The organism is Streptosporangium sp. NPDC048047, from assembly GCF_040653115.1.
Lineage (GTDB): Bacteria > Actinomycetota > Actinomycetes > Streptosporangiales > Streptosporangiaceae > Streptosporangium.
In genome coordinates, this window is record NZ_JBEZNH010000013.1 from 40,046 (window position 1) to 60,559 (window position 20,514).

Annotated in this window: 19 protein-coding genes; 13 read left to right on the top strand and 6 right to left on the bottom strand. The window is 71.5% G+C overall.

The window, feature by feature from the left end:
• Positions 1 to 179 precede the first annotated feature (179 nt).
• The 8 genes from AB0D67_RS14150 (at position 180) to AB0D67_RS14185 (ending at position 5,859) form a co-directional block, all read left to right on the top strand.
• Positions 180 to 602: a helix-turn-helix domain-containing protein gene (locus AB0D67_RS14150; RefSeq protein ID WP_362933971.1), complete on the top strand. Its 423-nt coding sequence runs from the start codon at positions 180 to 182 to the stop codon at positions 600 to 602.
• A 360-nt stretch (positions 603 to 962) separates the two neighbouring features.
• Positions 963 to 1,526 (top strand): NAD(P)H-dependent oxidoreductase, encoded by a 564-nt coding sequence (locus tag AB0D67_RS14155; protein WP_362933974.1) that lies wholly within the window; start codon positions 963 to 965, stop codon positions 1,524 to 1,526.
• A 114-nt stretch (positions 1,527 to 1,640) separates the two neighbouring features.
• Positions 1,641 to 2,705, top strand: a complete 1,065-nt coding sequence (locus tag AB0D67_RS14160; RefSeq protein WP_362933977.1) for an LLM class flavin-dependent oxidoreductase — start codon at positions 1,641 to 1,643, stop codon at positions 2,703 to 2,705.
• A gap of 23 nt (positions 2,706 to 2,728) precedes the next feature.
• Positions 2,729 to 3,445, top strand: a complete 717-nt coding sequence (locus tag AB0D67_RS14165) for an NAD(P)-binding domain-containing protein (protein ID WP_362933980.1) — start codon at positions 2,729 to 2,731, stop codon at positions 3,443 to 3,445.
• A 64-nt stretch (positions 3,446 to 3,509) separates the two neighbouring features.
• The gene (locus AB0D67_RS14170) at positions 3,510 to 4,139 is read left to right on the top strand and encodes an isochorismatase family cysteine hydrolase (RefSeq protein WP_362933983.1); all 630 of its coding nucleotides are present in this window, start codon (positions 3,510 to 3,512) and stop codon (positions 4,137 to 4,139) included.
• 83 nt (positions 4,140 to 4,222) lie between these two features.
• Positions 4,223 to 4,696: an NUDIX domain-containing protein gene (locus tag AB0D67_RS14175; protein ID WP_362933986.1), complete on the top strand. Its 474-nt coding sequence runs from the start codon at positions 4,223 to 4,225 to the stop codon at positions 4,694 to 4,696.
• A gap of 239 nt (positions 4,697 to 4,935) precedes the next feature.
• Positions 4,936 to 5,406 (top strand): VOC family protein, encoded by a 471-nt coding sequence (locus tag AB0D67_RS14180; protein WP_362933989.1) that lies wholly within the window; start codon positions 4,936 to 4,938, stop codon positions 5,404 to 5,406.
• A 111-nt stretch (positions 5,407 to 5,517) separates the two neighbouring features.
• Positions 5,518 to 5,859, top strand: coding sequence for a VOC family protein (locus AB0D67_RS14185; RefSeq protein WP_362933992.1), 342 nt, complete (start codon positions 5,518 to 5,520; stop codon positions 5,857 to 5,859).
• Positions 5,860 to 5,958: 99 nt separating this feature from the next.
• Here AB0D67_RS14185 and rph read toward each other — a convergent pair whose 3' ends face one another.
• A complete protein-coding gene (gene rph / locus AB0D67_RS14190) occupies positions 5,959 to 8,673 on the bottom strand; it encodes a rifamycin-inactivating phosphotransferase (RefSeq protein ID WP_362933995.1) in 2,715 nt (904 codons plus the stop codon).
• Between the two features lie 171 nt (positions 8,674 to 8,844).
• Here rph and AB0D67_RS14195 point away from each other — a divergent pair, with 171 nt between their 5' ends.
• Complete coding sequence (locus AB0D67_RS14195) at positions 8,845 to 9,678, top strand: oxidoreductase (protein ID WP_362933998.1); 834 nt, start codon at positions 8,845 to 8,847, stop codon at positions 9,676 to 9,678.
• A 171-nt stretch (positions 9,679 to 9,849) separates the two neighbouring features.
• Positions 9,850 to 10,527 (top strand): TetR/AcrR family transcriptional regulator, encoded by a 678-nt coding sequence (locus tag AB0D67_RS14200; protein ID WP_362934001.1) that lies wholly within the window; start codon positions 9,850 to 9,852, stop codon positions 10,525 to 10,527.
• An 86-nt stretch (positions 10,528 to 10,613) separates the two neighbouring features.
• Here the strand turns inward: AB0D67_RS14200 and AB0D67_RS14205 are convergent, their stop codons facing one another.
• The 4 genes from AB0D67_RS14205 to iscB all read right to left on the bottom strand — a co-directional run bounded on the left by AB0D67_RS14205 (position 10,614) and on the right by iscB (position 15,158).
• Positions 10,614 to 11,198, bottom strand: coding sequence for a GNAT family protein (locus AB0D67_RS14205; protein WP_362934004.1), 585 nt, complete (start codon positions 11,196 to 11,198; stop codon positions 10,614 to 10,616).
• Positions 11,199 to 11,488: 290 nt separating this feature from the next.
• Positions 11,489 to 12,166 carry a response regulator gene (locus AB0D67_RS14210; RefSeq protein ID WP_362934007.1) on the bottom strand — a complete coding sequence of 226 codons (678 nt, stop codon included), beginning with the start codon at positions 12,164 to 12,166 and terminating at the stop codon, positions 11,489 to 11,491.
• Positions 12,163 to 13,803: an ATP-binding protein gene (locus tag AB0D67_RS14215; protein ID WP_362934010.1), complete on the bottom strand. Its 1,641-nt coding sequence runs from the start codon at positions 13,801 to 13,803 to the stop codon at positions 12,163 to 12,165. Before AB0D67_RS14215 ends, AB0D67_RS14210 begins: the two co-directional genes overlap by 4 nt.
• A complete protein-coding gene (gene iscB / locus AB0D67_RS14220) occupies positions 13,803 to 15,158 on the bottom strand; it encodes an RNA-guided endonuclease IscB (protein WP_362934013.1) in 1,356 nt (451 codons plus the stop codon). The genes AB0D67_RS14215 and iscB overlap by 1 nt, the downstream gene beginning before the upstream one ends.
• 453 nt (positions 15,159 to 15,611) lie before the next feature.
• On the opposite strand from iscB, the gene AB0D67_RS14225 reads away from it, so the two are divergent.
• Genes AB0D67_RS14225 through AB0D67_RS14235 form a run of 3 tightly spaced genes read left to right on the top strand, consistent with a single transcriptional unit; the run spans position 15,612 to position 18,756 of the window.
• On the top strand, positions 15,612 to 16,616 hold the full coding sequence (locus AB0D67_RS14225; RefSeq protein WP_362934016.1) for a tripartite tricarboxylate transporter substrate binding protein: 1,005 nt from the start codon (positions 15,612 to 15,614) through the stop codon (positions 16,614 to 16,616).
• The gene (locus AB0D67_RS14230) at positions 16,613 to 17,269 is read left to right on the top strand and encodes a tripartite tricarboxylate transporter TctB family protein (protein WP_362934019.1); all 657 of its coding nucleotides are present in this window, start codon (positions 16,613 to 16,615) and stop codon (positions 17,267 to 17,269) included. The genes AB0D67_RS14225 and AB0D67_RS14230 overlap by 4 nt, the downstream gene beginning before the upstream one ends.
• Complete coding sequence (locus AB0D67_RS14235; RefSeq protein WP_362934022.1) at positions 17,269 to 18,756, top strand: tripartite tricarboxylate transporter permease; 1,488 nt, start codon at positions 17,269 to 17,271, stop codon at positions 18,754 to 18,756. Before AB0D67_RS14230 ends, AB0D67_RS14235 begins: the two co-directional genes overlap by 1 nt.
• A gap of 483 nt (positions 18,757 to 19,239) precedes the next feature.
• Here AB0D67_RS14235 and AB0D67_RS14240 read toward each other — a convergent pair whose 3' ends face one another.
• The gene (locus AB0D67_RS14240; RefSeq protein WP_362934025.1) at positions 19,240 to 20,040 is read right to left on the bottom strand and encodes a serine/threonine-protein kinase; all 801 of its coding nucleotides are present in this window, start codon (positions 20,038 to 20,040) and stop codon (positions 19,240 to 19,242) included.
• Positions 20,041 to 20,514 lie beyond the last annotated feature (474 nt).

Consider the following 20,514-nt stretch of genomic DNA (forward strand, 5'->3'; position numbering starts at 1 on the left):
CCGCAGCGGTCTCTGCGGGTCGGCCCTGCTGTGTGCTCACTCCGGCGATGACGGGGCCTTCTATCGGGTTGGTGTATCTGATCAAGGGATCAACCCTTTTGCCTGCCGATGTACCCTTCGATAACCGGTGACAGCGACGTGATCTGATCACCGTCGGTGACGGAGGAGGCGGGGGCCCCATGTCGCACCAGGTTGAGGCGGACAAGGTGCTGCGTTCGCTGGGCAGGGCGTGCCTAGAGCACGACCCGGACGTTCTGCGGTCGGTGCTGGACCGGGTCGGTGACAAATGGAGCCTGATCCTCATCGGGTTGCTCGACAAGGGGCCGATGCGCTTCACCGAGCTGCTGCGGACGGCACCCGGTATCTCCCGCCGCATGCTGTCGCTGACACTGCGCGGCCTGGAGCGTGACGGGCTGGTCAAGCGCGTGGTCTTCGCGGAGATCCCGCCGCGGGTCGAGTACGAGGTCACCCCGTTCGGACGGACCCTGTCCGAGCCCGTCCTGACGCTCACCCGGTGGGCGGCCGACAACCAGGACACGATCCGCGCCAACCGCCGCGTCTTCGACGAGGCGGCCGACCCCGATATCGGCGATCTCGACTGAGAACCCGTCGGTTCACTTCATGTGACCCAGGTTCAATTGAAGTTACCGATCAGCGGTGTGTATCCAAGTATGCGGAAGTCGCCGCGGCTGTCCCGTTCCAGGCCGTCGGCGTACGCACGGGAGATGATCGGTACGTCCGGCGTGCCGGAACGGCCGTCCACCGCCGGCCGGGCGGGTGATCGAAAGCCCCGGCCAGCCGGGTCCTCGTCCTGGGCGAGGACCCGCGAGGACACGCTGTGACCGCCGGCCGGAGCACGTTCGGGGCGACCGGGCCTCTCCCAGCACTCCGCGGGACGGCACCATCTGCCATCGGCAGGTGCCGACCGCCATAAGAGGCATCTGCATTGAAAGGACCCCGCAATGATCCGTATCGGCATCATCCTCGGAAGTACCCGCCCCGGCCGCAACGGCGAACAGGTGGCGCGGTGGGTGCTGGAGAACGCCTCCCGGCGCATCGACGCCACCTTCGAGATCGTGGATCTGCTGGACTACCCGCTCCCGCACCTGGACGAGCCCATGCCGCCGGCCTACGGCCAGTACCAGAACGAGCACACCAGGACGTGGGCCGCCGAGATCGGCTCCTACGACGGCTTCGTCATGGTGACGCCCGAGTACAACCACTCCATCTCGGGCGTGCTGAAGAACGCGATCGACTACCTGTACGCCGAGTGGAACCACAAGGCCTTCGGCATTGTGTCCTACGGAAGCGTCGGCGGCGCCCGGGCGGCGGAGCACCTGCGGCTGATCGCCGGCGAGCTCAAGCTCGCCGACGTGCGGACCAACGTGACCCTGTCCCTGTTCACCGACTTTCAGGACTTCAGCAAGCTCGCAGCCGGTGAGCATCAGGTGGCGGCCCTCGCGACCATGCTCGACGAGATCGTCGCCTGGAGCCGCGCCCTGGCCCCGCTCCGCCAGGCCGCCTGACCCCGTGCCTGCCGGGGCCGTCCGACACACTCCGTGCCGGCCGGGGCCGTTCCGCACATCCCGGCCGCACGGCGGCCTCCGTACACCACACACACGACGCAAGCAGGAGGAAACGTGATCGCCGGCAAGGCCGAACACCCACGCTTCGAGCTGGGGCTCAACTCGTTCGGGGAGGTGGCGACGGACGGCGGACGCGTGCTCAGCGACGCCGAGACCGTGCGCCTGCTCGTGGAGGAGGCCCGGCTGGCCGAGGCGGTGGGGCTGGACGTCTTCAGCGTGGGCGAGCACTACCGGGAGGGGCACAACGACTCCGCGACCCCGGTGCTGCTCGCCGCGATCGCCACCGCCACCCGGCGCATCGGGCTCGGCACGTCCGTGACCGTGCTGAGCACGAACGACCCGGTCCGGCTGTACCAGCAGTTCTCCACCCTCGACGCGGTGTCCGACGGCCGCGCGCAGATCGTGCTCGGCCGCGCCTCCGCGACGGAGTCGTTCTCACTGTTCGGCTATGACCTGGCCCACTACGAGCGGCTGTTCGAGGAGAAGCTCGATCTCTTCCTGCGTCTCGAGCGCGAGGAGGAGGTGACCTGGTCGGGAACGGTGCGGCCGCCTCTCACCGGGCAGCGGCTGCACCCCCGGATGAGACCGGGAGGCATCCCCACCTGGATCGGCGTGGGCGGCAGCCCGGACTCCGTGGTGCGCGCCGCCCGCCACGGCCTGCCCCTCATGATGGCCGTCATCGGCGGGCGGCCCCAGCGGTTCGCCCGGAACGTCCAGCTGTACCTCACGGCGCTCAAGCGCTTCGGCCGTCCCGAGCTGCCGATCGGCCAGCACTCGCTCGGTCTCGTCGCGGACACCGACGAGGAGGCCGTCGAGACCTGGTGGCGATACTGGCAGGGCGTCGTCGAGGCGCTCGCGGCCGAGCGGGGTTTCTACGCGCCGAACCGGGAACGCTACGAAGCCGAGATCGAGCACGGCGCGCTCTTCGTGGGATCGCCCGAGACGGTCGCCCGCAGGATCGCCGAGGTGGCCCGCGATCTCCACCTGAGCCGCTTCGATCTCAAGTACGACATCCTGCATCTTCCCCGCGACGCCCGTGCCCGCACGATCGAGCTGCTCGGCCGGGAGGTCGCCCCGCGCGTACGCGAGCTGCTCGCGGCGGACCCGGTCCACGCGTGATCCACCCACGAGCTGGAGCGACCATGAAACCCGGTGACATCCGTACCATCGGCATCCTCGGCGCCGGCAAGGTCGGCACCGTACTGTCCCGCCTCGCAGTCGCGGCGGGCTACCGCGTCCTGATCGCGGGCTCCGGGGAGGCCGCACGGATCTCCCTCATCGTCGAGGTCGTCACGCCTGGCGCGGTCGCGGTGACCGCGGCGGAGGCCGCGTCCGAGGCGGATGTCGTGGTGCTGGCCCTGCCGCTCGGCAAGTACCGCGACGTCCCCGCCGAAGCGCTGCGCGGCAAGCTGGTGCTCGACGCGATGAACCACTGGTGGGAGGTGGACGGCGTGCGCGACGATCTCACCGACCCGCGTACGTCCTCCAGCGAGGTCGTCCAGGCGTTCCTGCCGTACGCCCGGGTCGTCAAGGCCTTCAACCACATGGGCTACCACGATCTGGAGGAGGGCGCCCGTCCCGCCGGCACGCCCGGCCGCCGCGCGGTCGCCGTGGCGGGCGACGATCCGGACGACGTCGAGGTCGCCGCCTCGATCGTGGACGCGCTCGGCTTCGACCCGGTGATCGCCGGCCCGCTCGCCGAAGGCGTCCGGATGGAGCCGGGAACGGAGCCGTTCGGCTCGAACGTCGGCGCGGTCGAGTTGCGCGCCATGCTCGGCCGTTTCCCCGAGTCGCGGCGTGGCCGCGAGGTGCTCCGCGCGCGCGGCGGAGTGACGTCATCGCCTCACCCGACGCTCTGATCCTCGGGGGAGGGGAATAGCCTTGACTGCGGATGTTCTTCACCATCCACACCGGAGCGGAGCCATGTCCCAGACATACGACCCCCGCCACACCGCCGTCCTGCTGGTCGACCCCTACAACGACTTCCTGTCAGAAGGCGGCAAGATCTGGCCGCGCGTGGAGTCCGTGGCCAGGCAGGTCGGGCTGCTGGACCATCTGCGTTCCGTGATCCAAACCGCCCGGGACGCCGGCGTACGGGTGATGTTCGTCCCGCACCGCCGCTGGGAGCCGGGCGACTACGAGACGTGGAACCACCCCAACCCCACCCAGCGCGCCATCATGGGGCGGCACAGTTTCGCCCGCGGCACCTGGGGCGGGGAGTTCCACCCCGACTTCCAGCCGCAGCCCGGCGACGTGGTGGCCGGGGAGCACTGGGCGCAGAGCGGGTTCGCCAACACCGACCTCGACTTCCAGCTCAAGCAGCACGGCGTCACCCACGTCGTGCTCGTCGGCCTGCTGGCCAACACCTGCATCGAGTCCACCGGCCGATTCGCCATGGAGCTCGGCTACCACGTCACGCTGGTCCGGGACGCCACCGCGGCGTTCCTCCCCGAGATGATGCACGCCGCCCACGAGCTGAACGGCCCCACGTTCGCCCACGCCATCACCACCACCGGCGAACTCACCGCCGCGCTCGGGGGAACGCGCGCATGACACCGGCCGGAGGCCCGCGGGGCGGGACGGCCTCCTCCGGATCCACGAACCTCTCGTTTTCCTTCACGCGTAGGGTTCCGAGCATGAGTACTCACATGTCCGGCGTGTCGGCCTGTACGACGCGAGGAGGCCGACCGGCCTTCGTCGTGAACGTCGAGGTCTTCCTGGAGAGGGACGGCCGTTGGCTGCTCATCCGGCGTGGGATGGGGGAGTCCCATGCTCCCGGTGCCCTCGCCGGTGTCGGCGGCAAGGTCGAACTCGACGGAGCCGGAGCCGACGTGCTGGAGGAGACGGCGCGCCGGGAGGTGGCGGAGGAGATCGGCGTCGACATGACGGGAGCCGCGCTCGTCTATGCGGGAAGCGGGTTCTTCGTGACCGACGACGGCGACCCGGTGATCAACGTGGTGTTCCGGGGCGAGCTACCGGCGCACGCCGAGCCCGTGGCCGCCTCGGTGGAGGAGGTGGCCGGGTTCGTCTGGCTCACCGTCGCCGAGGCCGAGTCGACCGCGGACTGCCCGCCGTGGGTTCTCCGCAGTCTGAGGCGTGCGGCCTCGTAGGACGGTTTCGCCTCTTGGCCGCCGAGGACTTCGATCTCCCACGACGCCGCACCACGTTTTGGCCGGAGACCGCCCCCGGACGCGCCGTACCGGGCGAGGCGCGTGTCCGAAAACCCCGCGCGCCGCCCGGCGAGGAACCCCGCGCGCCGCCCGGCGAGGAACCCCGCGCGCCGCCCGGCGAGGAGAGGAGCCGGGGAGCGTTTGACCTTCCAGCGGCTGGAGACTCGACGATGGGCCGCATGGATTCGATTCCCGCGGAGATCACCCGCGACATCTACGGCATGCCCGCCTTCGTCTCACTGACCGTCGCCGACCTCGACCGCACGGTCGACTGGTACGTCAACGGGCTGGACTTCATATCGCTGTTCACCGTGCCCGGACCCGGCGGCGAGCCCGCGCTGGTGCACCTGCGCCGCTGGCGGTACCAGGACATCCTGGTGCGTCCCGGCAAGGCCGACCCGGGGGAGGGCTGGACGATCGGAGTGATGGCCGAGCTGGAGCAGCTCGACGCCCTCGCCGACCGGGCCCGCGCACACGGCGGCGGCACGGTCGACGGTCCCGCCGACACCCCGTGGAACACCAGGGACCTGCGCGTCACCGACCCGGACGGGTACACCGTCGTCTACACGGCCCGGCGCGCGGAGGGCGAGCGCGACGCGCGCTTCACCGCGATGATGGAGAAGGAGGCCCGCCGGCAACTCGGCGGGTGAGGCCGGGCAACGGCCCCCTTGGAGTTCCTTGCCTCGCGGATGGGTGCCGAGGGGTTTCCGGCGCTGTCAGAATCAGTGCCGACGACACCTCGGCCCCGTACGGAGGACGGCATGGCACGTGACCTCTTCGTCGGCATCCCCGTCACCGACTGCGCCGCGGCGTTGCCGTGGTACGAGCGGCTCTTCGGCCGGGAGCCCTCGTTCCTGCCGAACGACGTCGAGGCGGTGTGGGAGATGGCCGAGAACCGGTACGTCTACATCGTTCAGGACCCGGAACGGGCGGGGAACGCCCTGGTGCTGTCGTTCGTCGACGACCTGGACGACCGGGTCGCCGAGATCGCGCGGCGAGGCGTCGAGCCCGCCAGGCGTGAGACGTACGACGGCGGCGTGACCAAGGTGACCTACCGGGACGCGGAGGGCAACGAGATCAGCTTCGGCGGTGCCGGAGGATGACGCCCCCTCGGGCCTGACCACGGGCCGTCTCGGCGGTCGTCGCGGCCACCGGACCGCGTCGCCCGCGTCGCCCGCGTCGCCCCGGGGCGGTCGCCGCGGTCAGGAGTCCGGCAGGATCTCCACGTATCCTTCGGAGCCGTTCACCCGGATGAGCTGCCCGTCCCCGATGCGCCGAGTGGCCGCCTCCACCCCGGCGACCGCGGGCAGCCCGTACTCGCGGGCCACCACGGCGCCGTGCGTCATCACCCCGCCGACCTCCATGACGACGCCCCTCACCGAGACGAACAGCGGGGACCAGCTCGGGTCGGTGAAGGCGGTGACGAGGATGTCCCCCTCCCGCACATCGGCGTCGGCCATGCTGAGGACGACCCGTGCCCGTCCCTCCACGACGCCGGAGGAGACGGCGACGCCCGCCAGCGCCCCCTCCGGGAGGGTTCCCGCGTCGTAGCCGCCGGTGATCACCTCGCCCTCCGAGGTGATCACCCGTGGCGGGGTCAGCCTCCGGTAGGCGTCGTGTTCCTCCCGCCGGGCCGTGATGAGCGCGTGGTCCAGCTCGCCGGTGACGACCGCCTTCCTGAACTCCTCGATGGACAGGAAGTACACGTCCTCGGGCCGCTCGACGATTCCTCGCGCGGCCAGCCTGGCGGCCTCCTCCATGAGCGCCGTCTTGTAGATCCCGTAGCGCAGGAGCAGGGAGTGCTTGGAGTACTCGCGGTAGCCGATGAAGTGGCGGATCAGGCTCATCTTCCTGGCCGCCTTCCTGGCCTTGCCCGCGCCGCCGGGCAGCTTTCCGACGCGGTGCAGGAGGTCCTCCATGGCGCGTTCGGCGTCGGCGCGGCCCCGTTCCACCCTGCGGCCGCGCTCCCCGGGCGGGAAGTTCCTGACGTCGCCGAGGATTAGCGGAACGAGCAGCGTCGGGTCCTCGCTCCACCGGGTCCTGGTGATGTCGATGCCGCCGGCGCAGTGCATGCCGTACCGGCGCAGGTAACCGAGGATGACGTCCCGTACGGCCGCGCCGCCCTCGAACCGGGAGAGGCCGGTGAGGAGGGTGTCACGCCCGGCGGTCTCCAGGTGGCGCACGATGCCGGGGTGCCCGCGGACGGCGTCGGCGACGTCCAGCAGGTCGAGACCCATGGCGGCCACGACGTTGTGGTCGGCGGACCGGGCGATGACGTCGGCCGCGTTCTTCTCGCCGAGCCAGGCCTCCATGTGCCTGTCGACCCAGTTCACCGCCTGGATGCCGATGAACGCCGCGGCCACGCTGCGCGGGTCGAAGGTCAGCTCGGCCAGCACGTCGTGGTCGTCGATGATGTAAGCGAACAGCTCGTCGCCCGTCTTTCCGGCGATGCCGCGCCGCAGCCGGTCCACCGTGGCCTCGGTGCGCGCGATGAGTTCGGGCACGACGCGGTGGTCGTCCTCGCGGGCGAGCCTGAGGTACTGGCGGGCGATCGGCAACGGGCCGCCCTTGCCGAAGTCCAGCATCGAGGTTCTGCCGTGCGGCAGGGAGGCGACGAGGTCCTTCCTCTTCAGCACGGCGCGCAGCGCGTCGGCCATCAGCACGTCGACCTGGTCGAGGCTCCTGAGCATGGCCGGCCTGGCCCAATGCGAGGTGAGCTCGGCCGAGACGTCCTTGTAGAAGCGGTTGCCGGCCACCACGCCCGCCGTACGGCCGAGCCTGTCGTGAAGGAGGGAGAAGAACGACAGGCCCAGGGGGGCGAACGCGTCGGTCATCATCTGCCGGTGCCCGTAGGAGACGTACACCCGCTTCTCGCCGGCGGGTGCGCCGGCGGGTGAGGGCGGCACGGGGTAGAGGGTGGTGACGGGGCGGCTCTGCAGGATGTGGAACGCGCCGTCGCACAGGGCCCACTCGATGTCCTGGGGCGCGCCGAAGTGCGCCTCGATGCGCCGTCCCAGGCGTTCGAGTTCCAGGATCTGTTCGTCGCCGAGCACCGGGGCGTCCCGCCGGGCGGGCTCGACCGGGTGCTCCCGGGTTCCGCCGGACGGCAGCGCGCGCAGTTCCTTCGTCTTCGTGGCGATCCTCCTGTCGATGATCCGTCCCGCTCGCACCCGGTAGGTGTCGGCGTCGACGTGCCCGGAGACGAGGGCCTCTCCCAGGCCGAACCCGGCGTCGATCGAGACCACCGTGCGGTTGGACGAGACGGGGTCGGCGGTGAACATGATGCCCGCCGCGTCCGGGAAGACCATCCGCTGGACGACCACCGCCAGCCGTACGGCGCGGTGGTCGACGTCGTTCCGGATGCGGTACGCCACCGCGCGGTCGGTGAACAGGGAGGCCCAGCACCGCCGTACGGCGTCGATCACCGCGTCGGCCCCACGTACGTTCAGGTAGGTGTCCTGCTGCCCGGCGAAGGAGTTGGACGGCAGGTCCTCGGCGGTGGCGCTGGAGCGCACCGCGTAGGCCGCGCCCCGTCCGCCCGCCGTCTCGCCCCGGCCGCCGGCGTCCGCGTCCCGGGCCTCCGCCTCCCGGGCCTCCGCCTCCTCCAGGTGACGGGCGATGTCGCGCCGGACCCCGGCGGGTACGGTCAGGCCCTCGACGGCGGCCCGCAGCCGCCCGCAGACTGCGGCGATCCCCGCCCGGTCGTCGGCCCGCAGTCCGGACAGCTCTCCGATCAGTGCGCCGACCGACGCGTCACGCTCCACCACCTCCTCGTAGGCCTCGGTGGTGACGCAGAACCCGTACGGCACGGGGACGCCGGGGATCGCGGACAGCTCGCCGAGGTTGGCGCCCTTGCCTCCCGCCAGGGCGAGTCGTGTCCTGTCGACGTCGTGGAACCCGAGTATGCAGGCGTCCATGGCTGGTTCTCGTCTTTCGTGCGCGGGCCGGGTCCGCCCCGGGCCCGGCGGAGAGCGCTCCGGCTCACCCGTGCGGGTCCGCGGCGTAGGGAGGCCGTCCGGATGACATCGCCTCCAGGTTCAATTACAATACAGTACATACCTGTATTCAAATAGATCCGGGAGGGACACATGGTCCGCTGGGGGAGGAGACGGGTCGCGGGCAGGGTCTGTCTGGTCACCGGAGCCTCGTCGGGGATCGGACGCGCCACCGCGCTGCGCCTGAGCGGGGCCGGTCACATCGTGTACGGCGTCGCGCGCCGTGTGCGGCTGATGGACGACCTGCGCCACGCCGGGGGATACGCCCTGGCGATGGACGTCACGAGGGAGGACGACCTGCGGCGCGTCGTGCGAACCGTCCTCGACGAGCAGGGCCGGATCGACGTGCTGGTCAACAACGCCGGAGCCGGACTGCACGGCGCGATCGAGGACGTACCCGTGGAGGAGGCGCGTCGCCTGTTCGAGGTCAACCTCTTCGGACCGGCCGAACTCACCCGGCTCGTCCTGCCGCACATGCGCGAGCGGTCATCGGGAACGATCGTCAACGTCTCCTCGATCGCCGGTGAGATCTCCCTCCCCCTCGTGGCCTGGTACCACGCGTCGAAGCACGCCCTGGAGACGTACTCCGACTCGCTCCGCCAGGAGTGCCGGCCGTTCGGCGTCAGCGTGGTGGTCGTCCAGCCGGGCATCATCAAGACGGAGTTCGAGGAGGACACATCCCGGAGGCTGCGCGCCGTCTCCGGCGGCGGCGCGTACGGCGCGCTGGCCGAGACGATGGCGAGCCGGGCCGAGGGCGCCACCCGGGGATCGGACCCCGCCGTGGTCGCCGAGACGATCAGGTCCGTGATCGAGTCCCCGAGGCCGAGACCGCGCTACCACGTCGGCCATCTGGCGGGAACGCTGCTGACGCTGAACAGGATCCTGCCCGATCGGGCGTTCGACGCCCTGGTCACGAGGACCGGCTAACGTCTCATCCGGGGGACCGGAACCGGGACCGGGACCTGAGAGAAAGGACACCGCGGAATTGATCGCCGACCGGGAGAGGCCCGCCGGCTCCGGCCGGCGCGTCGCCGCCGAACCCGAGACGCCCGGCCGCCGCGAGGACGGCGCCGCGCTCACGCGGTGCGGAGCCGGGGCATGACCGGCGACGCGCGCACCTCGCGCCTGCCGGGGCGGCCACGCAGTCAGGAGGTGGACGTGGCGGTCCTCACGGCCGCGCTCGACCTCCTGATCGAGCGCGGCGCGGGCGAGACCAGCATCGAACGGGTCTCCCAGCGCGCCGGCGTCACCCGGGCCACCGTCTACCGCAGGTTCCCGGACAAGACGGCCCTGCTGATCCAGGCGATCGAGTCCGTGCACCGGGACCACGCCCCCGACGCGCTGGAATGGCCCGACGTGGAGCGCATGCTCGACGACTGGGCGGTCTATCTGAGTGACTCCCGCAACCGCCGCATGCTGCGCCGGCTCTACGGCGCGGTGGACGACTACCCCGAGCTGCTCCGGGCGTACCGGGGGGCCAACGGCGAGCGGCGCGCAGCCGCCGAGCACGCCGCGCTACGGCGCTCGCGCGAGCGCGGCCACCTCCCGCCGGACTCCGACCTCGCCGTCCTGCAGGAGATCCTCAACGGCTCGGTGCTCCACCACCTGGGCTCCTACCCCGACACCGAGGACGCCGGGGCCATCAAGGCCTACTTCACGGCGATCCTCCGGCAGCTCGGCTACCGGCCCCCGGAGCTCACGGGGACGCCGGACGCGGACCACGGTGAGCACGCGGCCGTCTCCGCGAAGGCCACCGGGAAGCCCCGCCGGTCCTGACCTCTCCTCCACCGACCTCGCGCCGCACGGAAGCGGGGCGTGACCCCGGAGGCGGGCCCTGGCTCCGGGGTCACGAGAGACCGTCGTCAGTTCGCTGAACCGGTCCGTTCCGCGGTCGCCCGCGCCTCACGCGTCCGCCACTCCTCGGCCAGTACCGACCAGATCTGGATGTCGATGCGGCCGCCGTCGCCGGGGTACACCTGGCGCAGGGTGCCGTCGAGCGACATGCCCAGCCGCTTCGCCGCGTTGATGCTGCGGGTGTTGCGGGCATTGGTCCGCCACTCCACGCGCTGGATGCCGCGTTCCGTCACCGCCCAGTCGATGATCCGCCCGGCGGCGCGGCCGACCAGCCCGCGCCCCTCGGCGGCGGGCTCCAGCCAGCAGCCCGCCTCGCAGAGCCCCAGCGCCGCGTCGAACGACACGAACAGCACGCCGCCGACGAGCGTTCCCTCCAGCCAGATCCCCCAGATGCCGCCCGCGTCCTGGGCCCATCTGTCGGCGTAGCGCTGCAACAGGGCGCGGGCCCCGGCGACGTCGGAGGCGGCGAACAGGGGCGACACCCACGGCGTGATGTGCTCGCGCGCCCGATCCAGATGGGCGAGGAACTCCTCGGCCCTCCAGGGGTCGAGCGGCCGCAGCTCGGCGTGCTCGGTGAGGGGCAGGGCGAACATCGGGCCTCCAGAGGGTTCAGGACGGGTGCCGGGTACGAACGCTAACGGATCATGATCCTGGATCACACCGGTTATGACGCCCGCCGCCCCGGCACCCGCCGTCGCGCCGGAACGCGGGCCGGCTCCTCTCGCGGAACCTCAGGAGGGCGGCACCGGGGCGGACGGCGCGGCGGGCGCCCCCGGAAGCCGGGAACCGGCCGGCGGCAGCGGTTCGCGGGCCTTCACCGCCGCCCCGTACTTCTGGGACGCGACATCGACGCGTTCTCCCTCACCGGAGGGGAACCGGGAGATCACCGGGGGCGGTCCCACCGGTAGCGGCGTTCCGGGCGTCCCGCGGCACCGTACTTCAGGGAGACGTGGACGTGTCCCAGGGTGACGAGGTGCTCCAGGTAGCGGCGGGCGCTGACCCGGGAGATGCCCACGCGGGAGGCGCACTCACCGGCCGACAATGTGCCGTCCGCCGCGCACAGCTCCCGCCGGACCAGCTCCGCCGTCTCCACGCTCATGCCCTTGGGCAGGACCGGGGAGGGCGACGGCCCGGCCCCGGCGAGGACCCGGTCCACGTCGGCCTGGCTGCTGATGACCACGCCGCCCAGCTCGGTCCGCCGGGCGGCGTACCGCTCCAGCCGTACGCGCAGGTCGTCGAAGTCGAACGGCTTGAGAAGGTAGTTGCTCACCCCCCGCCGGGCGGCGCCGCGGACAGCCTCGATCTCGCGCGCCGCGCTGATCACGATGATGTCGCAGTCGTGGCCCCCGGCACGGATCCGGCTGATGACGTCCAGCCCGAAGACATCGGGCAGGTAGAGGTCGAGCAACACGAGGTCCGGACGCAGCTCACCGACGCGGGTGAGGGCCTGCTCCCCGGTGCCGGCCGTGCCCACCACGCGGAACCCGCCGACCCTGCCGACGAACCCGCTGTTGATCCTCGCGACCATGAAATCGTCGTCGACGACGAGCACGTCGATCACAGGGACGCCTCCAGCAGTTCCCGGGGCACGCGGCCGACGGACATCCGGGCGGTGAACATCGCCCCGTCGGCGGTGTTGGTGACGGCCACCTCACCGCCGCGGCGGCGGCAGACGAGCTGCGTGAGCGCCAGGCCGATCCCTCGCTCGCCCCCCAGCGCGGCCTTGGTGGTGAAACCCCGGGTGAAGACCTCCCGGGCGAGCTCGGGGGCGACGCCGGGACCGGAGTCGCGCACCACGATCTCGACACTGGAGGCGTCCTGACGCAGCTCGACCTCCACCCACGCCTCCGGTTCGCCGCTCGCGGCGCCCGCCACGTCGACCGCGGCCTCGATGGCGTTGTCGACCAGGTTACCCGTCACCGTCGCCACGTCGGCAGCGTCCACCGGGTCCAGCCGGTCCAGGGTGGTGCGGTCGGACAGGCGGAGCTCGACCCTGCGTTCGGCCGCGAGCGCGGACTTCGCCGTCAGCAGCGCGGCGACCGCGTTGTCACGGACCCTGGTGGCCAGGGCCAGGTCGAGGGACTCGCGGTGCTTCCTCAGCGCCCGGATGTACCGGACCACCTCGTCGTGCTCGTCCACCTGGATCAGTCCCGAGATGACGTGGAGCTGGTTGGCGAACTCGTGGGCCTGGGCGCGCAGCAGCTCGGTGGAGCTGCGGAAGGACCCCAGCTCGCGCTCCAGCTGGGCCAGCTCGGTCCGGTCGCGCAGGGTGGTCACCGAGCCGAGGCGCCGTCCGTCCTTGACGACGCTCATCCGGTTCATGACCAGCACCCGCCCACGGTGGATGACGATCTCGTCGCGGGCCTCCTCGTTCCCGGCGAGCACGTCGTACAGGCGTCCCTCGACGCCGAGCGCCCGCAGGGTCATCCCCACGCAGTGGCCGGGGAGGTCCAGCAGCGTCCGGCCCATGTCGTTGACCAGCGTGAGCCGCAACTGCGGGTCGAGCGCGACGACGCCTTCGGCGATGCCGTGCAGCATGGCCTCCCGGTGTTCGGCGAGCCCCGCGATCTCGCGCGGCTCCATGCCGAGGGTCTGCCGTTTGATGCGCCGGGCCAGCAGCCAGGAGCCCAGCACCCCCAGCGCGCTGGCGACCCCCAGGTGGACCAGCAGGTAGGACGACGCGCCGACCAGACGCTGCCAGGCGGTGGGAGCGGCGACCCCGATCATCACGGTCCCGAGGTGGCGGCCGTGGTCCTCCGGCTCGGCCCCCAGCACCGGGACCTGGGCGACCAGCTCACGGGTCCCGCCGACCGGGAGGTAACCGGACCAGCCCCGGGTCCGGGCGGCGCCGGGAGCGCTCAGCGGCAGTGGCGTCCCGAGCAGCGTGGCGTCCGAGGAACCGACGATCCTGCCGCCGACGTCGGCGATCGAGACGGAGGTGACGCCGGACTCGGTGAGCGTCGACTGCACCAGCGGGGCGAGCACCTCGGCGGGCGCCGGCTGGTCGATCTGGCTGCGGACCAGGGGGTTCCACGACAGCTGCTCGGCCAGCGCCGTCACCCGGCGTCCCTCCACCCGGTCGAAGGTCGCCTCGGACTGGGCCAGCGAGATGGCGCCGACGGCGAACAGCACCACCACGACGATGACGAGTTGCAGGGCCAGCAACTCGCCCGCCAGGGTCGGGCCACGCGATCTCATCAACTACCTTCAGCGTGAAGACCCGGTCCTTCAGAGCCGATGAGAAACGTGGCACGGTGCCGCGCTTCGGGCTCAGCGGTGTAGCCGTAGCCATCGGCGCGCTGGAGCAACCGGACATGCCGATGGCCGATGCCCTGCACGGTGCCGTGCCGGGTAGTGATGTTGAAGCTGCCGGTGGAGCGGACCGCGACCCGGCCGATGTGCGTCCCGGTGTTTCTGCCACTCGGCACGGCGGCGCGGACCAGGTCGCCGGTGGCGAAACCCTTGACGCGTTTGGTACGGGGCAGCCGCAGCCGGGGGAATCCGTAGCGGTCGGTGCGGGTGCGGCAGTAGACGCCACGGCCGGTCGCGCGCGCGATGAGGACCATCGACGGCCAGGTGGTGACGGTTTCCAGGTCGCCGACGTGCAAGGCGTCGAGGGTGTGGGACTTCGGTGCGCCGGTGCGGGAGCGGTTCCACTTCGTACGGCCACCCGAGGCGGCGTGCACCGGCAGCCCGGTCGTCTCCAGCGCCCGCCACAGCGCCCACCGGGTCGCGTTGACCGCCGCCGCGTCCCGCAGCGAAGTCTTCGCCTTCGCGAGGATCCTCGCCAAGAGGGCGGGCTTGGTCTTGAGGAACTCTCCGATCGGGGTGGTGTTCTTGGCCTGATTGCACGCGATACAGGCCAAGGTGAGGTTGCTGAGGCGGTCGGAGCCGCCCCGGCTGCGCGGATGGATGTGGTCGAGGTTCAACGGCACACCGCTCGCGCCGCAGTAGGCGCATATTCGGCCCCATTTGACCAGGAGATACTCGCGTACCTCGTATCCGGCCAGGGCGCCCCGCTGGTACTCCGCCCCCTCCAGCGGCCGGCCCGCCGACAAAGCATGGGTGTCGAAACAGACCCGCTCGACGTGGACGGCCCGTACCGGCGCCCAGCGGGTCAGCCGTCCCACCCACGACATCGTGGTCTCCACCCGGTGGCGCAGCGACGGCGCCAGCCACCCGGTGGATTTGGTGCGGTTGAGGAAACGGGGGGCGCGGTAGCGCAGGTTGCGGGAACGTCGCCCCCGCCGGTAGGCGGCGCGGGTGGCGAGCTTGTCACGAATCGCCGGTCCCCGATGGCCGAGCCGGAGGCTGTACTTCCCGGCTCTTCTCCCGCCATGTTCGGTGAACACCGCGATACCGGTGTGTCGGGAGCCGGGATCGACCCCGACCGCGACGCCCTGGACGGTCGACTCGGCGCGGGTCCGATCCTTCAGCCGGATCACGAACGGGGTGTGCCGGATCACCACGGCCCGCCCTGCGGCCAGCAGGCGGCGAGCTCGGGCCGGATGACACGGATCAAGCGGACGACCGTGCTTGTCAAGAACGAACACGGCCGGGTGAACCTCACGGTTCGCTCCCTCCGGCGCTGAAATGCCGTCGGGGTGACGCCGGTCCGGGCGGGTGCCACCCGGACCGATCTCCCCTCGCCCCTGTTCCACGCCGGTGCCCGGCACAGCCGGGAGTCCGCGAGCCGTTTCGTCCCCACCCCGGGGGTTGTCTGCTCCCGCGGATTCCAGAGCAGGCCGCTGAGGAAGCACGGCCTGGTGGGTCCGCTCACCTACGTGAAACGCCGCCAACCGAAGGCACCTCCTTCACCATGATCGACACGGGCTGGTCAACACAGGGCTTCCAGGCACGGTGCCGCATCTGGAAGCCCCCTCCCTCAGGAGGGGGTCGTTGACGACCACAATGAACTCAATCTCCGCTGCTCACAGAAGGAAGACGGCCTGCCGCCCGGCTCGCATAATCATGGCGCGAAACCTCTCACCAGGAAAGAGACGATTGTGAGAAACCGGATCAGCGTTCTCCTCGCCGCCCTCGCGGCGCTGTCGGCCCTGGCGGCGGGGGGCTGCGGCGCGACGGCGGAGAAGGGAACCGGCGCGGCGGCGGGCGGCGGCCCGGTCACCGGGCTGCGCCTCATGGTGCCCAACACCCCCGGCGGGGGATACGACACCACCGCGCGGACGGCGGCCAAGGTCATGGAGGACGCGAAGATCGCTTCGGGCGTCCAGGTGTTCAATCTTCCCGGCGCGGGCGGCACGGTGGGCCTCCAGCGGATGATCAACGAGAAGGGCAACGGCAAGCTGGCCATGCAGATGGGCCTGGGGGTCGTCGGCGCGTCGTACACGTCCAAGTCGGAGGCGACGCTGTCCCAGACCACCCCCCTCGCCAAGCTCATCGAGGAGGCCGGCGCGATCGTCGTGTCGAAGGACTCGCCCTACCGGACGATCGAGGACCTCGTCGCCGCCTGGAAGAAGGACCCGAAGAAGGTCACGGTCGGCGGCGGCTCGTCGCCGGGAGGGCCGGACCACCTGCTGCCGATGCGGCTGGCCAAGGTCGTCGGGATCGATCCCCGGCAGGTCAACTACGTCTCCTACGACGGCGGCGGCGAACTGCTGCCGGCGATCCTCGGTGACAAGGTCGGCTTCGGCGCGAGCGGCTACAGCGAGTTCCTGGACCAGGTGAACGCCGGCCAGCTGAGGGTGCTGGCGGTGACCAGCACGGAGCCGGTCCCGGTGCTGAAGGACGTCCCCACCCTCAAGGCGTCGGGCATCGACCTGGTCTTCACGAACTGGCGCGGGATCGTGGCCCCGCCCGGCATCGGCGACGCCGACAGGCGGATGTGGACCGACGCGCTCACCCGGATGCACGACTCGCAGCAGTGGAAGGCCGAGCTGACCAAGCGCGGCTGGACCGACTCCTTCGTCACCGGTGACGCGTTCGCCGCCTATCTGGCCGAGCAGGACAAGAGCGTCGCCTCCATCCTCGCAGAGCTCGGACTGGCATGAGCGGGGGAAGCGAGCCCGCCCGCGAGCCCGGGGAGGGCCGCGAGGACGGCCACGCCGGCGTGCGGGCGGGTGAACGGCTCTCGCGGAGCGAGCGGCCTTCCCCGGGCGAGCGGTCTCCGGGGGAGCGGCTCTCGCCGGATGAGCGGCCCTCGGCGGACGGCGGGCCCCGGGACGGGGACCGCGCGCAGTACGGCGTGTGCGCGTTCCTCGCCCTGCTGGGCGCGCTGGTGATCGTCGACGCTCTCAGGATCGCCCCTCTGACCAGCAGCAACGATCCCATCGGCCCCCGCCCGGTGCCGGTGCTCCTGGGCGTGGCCCTTCTGGCGGTCGCGGTCGTGTACGGCGTGGACGTCGCGAGGGGAGGCCGCGGCGAACCCGAGGCCGGTGAGGACGTGGACCTGTCCACGGCGGTGGACTGGCGGACGGTCCTGCTGCTGGCGGGCGCCTTCGTGGCCAACGCCGTACTGATCGAGCCCCTCGGCTGGGTCATCAGCGGGACCGTCCTGTTCTGGGGGGCGGCCTTCGCCCTGGGCAACAGGCACCACGTGCGCGGACTCGTGATCGCGATCGTGCTGTCGCTGGCCACGTTCTACGCGTTCGCGATCGGCCTCGGGGTCAACCTGCCGGCCGGCGTGCTGCAGGGGATCCTGTGATGGACAACCTCGGCAACCTGCTCGACGGGTTCGTCAACGTGCTGTCCCCCGGCAACCTGCTCATGGCGCTGCTCGGCGTGGTCGCCGGGACCGCCGTCGGGGTGCTTCCCGGCATCGGCCCTGCCATGACGGTCGCGCTGCTGCTCCCGGTGACGTACGGCATGGACCCGACCCAGGCGTTCATCCTGTTCGCCGGCATCTACTACGGCGGCATGTACGGCGGCTCGACGACCTCCATCCTGCTCAACACGCCCGGCGAGTCGTCCTCGGTCGTCACCGCGATCGAGGGGAACAGGATGGCCAAGGCGGGGAGGGCGGCGCAGGCGCTCGCGACCGCGGCCATCGGCTCGTTCGTCGCCGGCACCATCGCCACGCTGCTGCTCGTGTTCGTGACGCCGCTGGTGGTCGCGTTCGCCATCGGCCTCGGTGCGCCCGACTACTTCGCGATCATGCTGCTGGCCTTCGTCGCGGTGTCGGTGACGCTCGGCTCCTCGCGCGTGCGCGGCTTCGCCTCGCTGCTGCTGGGCCTCGTGATCGGCCTGATCGGCATCGACGGGGTCACCGGCCGGCAGCGGCTCACGCTGGGCATCCCGCAGCTCGCGGACGGCATCGACGTGGTCGTCGTCGCGGTCGGGATCTTCGCCGTGGGAGAGGCGCTGTGGGTGGCCGCGCACATGCGCCGCACGGACACGCCGGTCATCCCCGTCGGCCGGCCCTGGCTGGGCGCCGAGGACTGGCGCAGATCGTGGAAGCCCTGGCTGCGCGGCACCGCGCTGGGATTCCCCTTCGGGGCGCTGCCCGGCGCCGGGGCGGAGATCCCGACCTTCCTCTCGTACGTGACGGAGAAGAGGCTCGCCAGGCGGCCCGAGGAGTTCGGTCACGGCGCCATCGAAGGCGTCGCCGGGCCCGAGGCGGCCAACAACGCCTCCGCCGCGGGAACGCTGGTGCCGATGCTGGCCATCGGCCTGCCGACCACGGCGACGGCCGCGGTCATGCTCGCGGCCTTCGAGTCGTACGGCATCCAGCCCGGGCCGCTGCTGCTGGAGCGGCAGCCGGCTCTGGTCTGGACGTTGATCGCGAGCCTGTTCGTCGGCAACCTGCTGCTGCTCGTCCTGAACCTGCCGCTCGCGCCGGCCTGGGCGAAGCTGCTGCGCGTCCCCCGGCCCTACCTGTACGCGGGCATCCTGTTCTTCGCGTCCATGGGGGCCTACGCGGTCAACTCCCAGCCGCTGGACCTCGTCCTGCTGCTCCTCCTGGGTCTGCTCGGCTTCGCGATGCGGCGCTTCGGGCTGCCGGTGCTGCCGTTGATCGTCGGCGTGATCCTCGGTCCGCGTGCGGAGCTCCAGGGCCGCCGGTCGCTGCAGCTGTCCGGCGGCGACCTGTCGGGTCTGGTCGGAGGCCCGTTGTCCATCGCGATCTACGCCGTTCTCGTGGTCCTCCTGGCCTGGCCGCTGATCAGGCGGCTCGTCCCGCGGAAGGCGTCGTGACGGTTCCGGCGCGGGGGCTTCTCCCCATGGGAAGGTGAACCGGAACCGGGCGCACCGTAATGCGGAACCCTCCCCGACGCCTCCGTAGCCCCCGGCTAGAGGCTAAATGCCCAGGTAAATGTGACTTTCGACCCATGAATGAGGTAGACAGGAGAGGCAGCTTCCCCGTCCGGCCCACGGCCACCGCCCAGCGTCCGCCGACAGGCGTGGAAGAACCCGTATCCGTAGTCCGGCATCCGCCGGAGGCGCGGAGGAACCCGCGCCCGGCCGGGGCATCCAATGACCAACCGGAAGTCGATCCGTCATGAGCACACACGTTCACGTCCGCCTCAGTCATGGACTGTCCATGAGCGAGGAGGGAGAACTGGTCCGGCTGTCGCGCTGCCGGTGCGGCGCCGCATGGACCACCACCTACTGGGCCGAGGAGGCCGACGCCGAGTAGCCGCCGCGGCGGTGTGAGACGCGGCCCGAGGACGCTCCGGGTCAGCTGGTGATCGCCATCATCACCTCGGCCGCCGTCGGCCGTTGCCGTGGGTCCTTCGCCAGGCACCGCTCCACCGCGCCGCGCAGGGCCAGGGGCAGCACCGACAGGTCCGGGTGGTGGCTGACGAGCATCCGGTGGACCTGCGGCAGCGACCCGCCTTCGAAGGCGTCCCGCCCGGTGGCGCCGTAGAGCATGGTCGAGGCCCAGCTGAAGATGTCGGAGGCCGGACCGACCCGCTCGCCGGAGATCTGCTCCGGCGACATGTACGGCAGAGTGCCCCTGAGGTTGTCCGCCGAGGCCATCGCCATCCGGTCCAGCGCCCCGGCGAAGCCGAAGTCGATCACCCGGGGTCCGTCCGGACCGAGCAGGACGTTGGCCGGCTTGAAGTCCCGGTGCACGATGCCCGCGGCGTGGATCCCCTTGAGCGCCGCGATCGTCCCGATCGCCAGCCGGGTCAGGCTGTCGCCGTTCCGGGGGCCCTGCTCGTAGACCAGCTTGGCGAGGGAGGGGCCGGGCACGTACTCGGTGACGATGTAGACCAGATCGTCCACGACCCCGGCATCGAGGATCCGCGCGGTCGCGAAGGGACGCACCCGCCTGGCCATCTCCGCCTCCCGGAGGAAGCGCTCGCGCTGGTCCGGGCCGCCGACCAGCCTGCCGTGCAGGACCTTGACCGCCACAGGCCCGCCGTTCGGGCCCTTCGCCAGGTAGACGGAGCCCTGGCCGCCCGAGCCGAGAAGCCGCGTCGGGAGGTACGGCCCGATCGGCGGGAACGGGGCGTGCGCCGGACCGCCGGGCACGCTTTGTGGCGGCGGGGGTGCGCTCTGCGGAGGCGGGGAGGCCGGCGGAGGCGCGGGAGCAGCCTGAGCGGGGGGAGCCATCGAAGGCGGAGGAGCCGGCGAAGGTGAGGAAGCCGGCGGAGGCGCCGGAGCAGCCTGAGCCGGGGGAGCCATCGGAGGCGGGACGGCGGACGCCCGGGGTGCCGGCGACGGCGGTTGGGGTGCCTGGGGCCGCGCCGACGGCGGTTGGGGTGCTTGGGACTGTGCCCGCGGAGGCTGCGGTGTCTGGGCCTGCGGCGCCTGGGGCTGCGGCGACGGGGGACGAGGCCGGCGCGGTGGCGGAGGATACGCCTGGCCGGGATGCGCGGGGCGACGCGCCGCGGACCCGGGTCGGCTGAGATGCCCGGAGTCGTCGAGGGGCCGGGAGAGATCGGGCTGTCCGGGCTGCCCGGGGCGGCCGGCCTGTCCGGGACGGCCCGGAGGTTCGAAGCGTGC

Excerpts from the sequence above, each read along its gene's own strand:
- AB0D67_RS14150 (WP_362933971.1), top strand. The coding sequence starts at position 180 with ATGTCGCACCAGGTTGAGGCGGACAAGGTGCTGCGTTCGCTGGGCAGG.
- AB0D67_RS14155 (WP_362933974.1), top strand. The coding sequence starts at position 963 with ATGATCCGTATCGGCATCATCCTCGGAAGTACCCGCCCCGGCCGCAAC.
- AB0D67_RS14165 (WP_362933980.1), top strand. The coding sequence starts at position 2,729 with ATGAAACCCGGTGACATCCGTACCATCGGCATCCTCGGCGCCGGCAAG.
- AB0D67_RS14170 (WP_362933983.1), top strand. The coding sequence starts at position 3,510 with ATGTCCCAGACATACGACCCCCGCCACACCGCCGTCCTGCTGGTCGAC.
- AB0D67_RS14175 (WP_362933986.1), top strand. The coding sequence starts at position 4,223 with ATGAGTACTCACATGTCCGGCGTGTCGGCCTGTACGACGCGAGGAGGC.
- AB0D67_RS14180 (WP_362933989.1), top strand. The coding sequence starts at position 4,936 with ATGGATTCGATTCCCGCGGAGATCACCCGCGACATCTACGGCATGCCC.
- AB0D67_RS14185 (WP_362933992.1), top strand. The coding sequence starts at position 5,518 with ATGGCACGTGACCTCTTCGTCGGCATCCCCGTCACCGACTGCGCCGCG.
- rph (WP_362933995.1), bottom strand. The coding sequence starts at position 8,673 with ATGGACGCCTGCATACTCGGGTTCCACGACGTCGACAGGACACGACTC.
- AB0D67_RS14195 (WP_362933998.1), top strand. The coding sequence starts at position 8,845 with ATGGTCCGCTGGGGGAGGAGACGGGTCGCGGGCAGGGTCTGTCTGGTC.
- AB0D67_RS14200 (WP_362934001.1), top strand. The coding sequence starts at position 9,850 with ATGACCGGCGACGCGCGCACCTCGCGCCTGCCGGGGCGGCCACGCAGT.
- AB0D67_RS14205 (WP_362934004.1), bottom strand. The coding sequence starts at position 11,198 with ATGTTCGCCCTGCCCCTCACCGAGCACGCCGAGCTGCGGCCGCTCGAC.
- AB0D67_RS14215 (WP_362934010.1), bottom strand. The coding sequence starts at position 13,803 with ATGAGATCGCGTGGCCCGACCCTGGCGGGCGAGTTGCTGGCCCTGCAA.
- AB0D67_RS14230 (WP_362934019.1), top strand. The coding sequence starts at position 16,613 with ATGAGCGGGGGAAGCGAGCCCGCCCGCGAGCCCGGGGAGGGCCGCGAG.
- AB0D67_RS14235 (WP_362934022.1), top strand. The coding sequence starts at position 17,269 with ATGGACAACCTCGGCAACCTGCTCGACGGGTTCGTCAACGTGCTGTCC.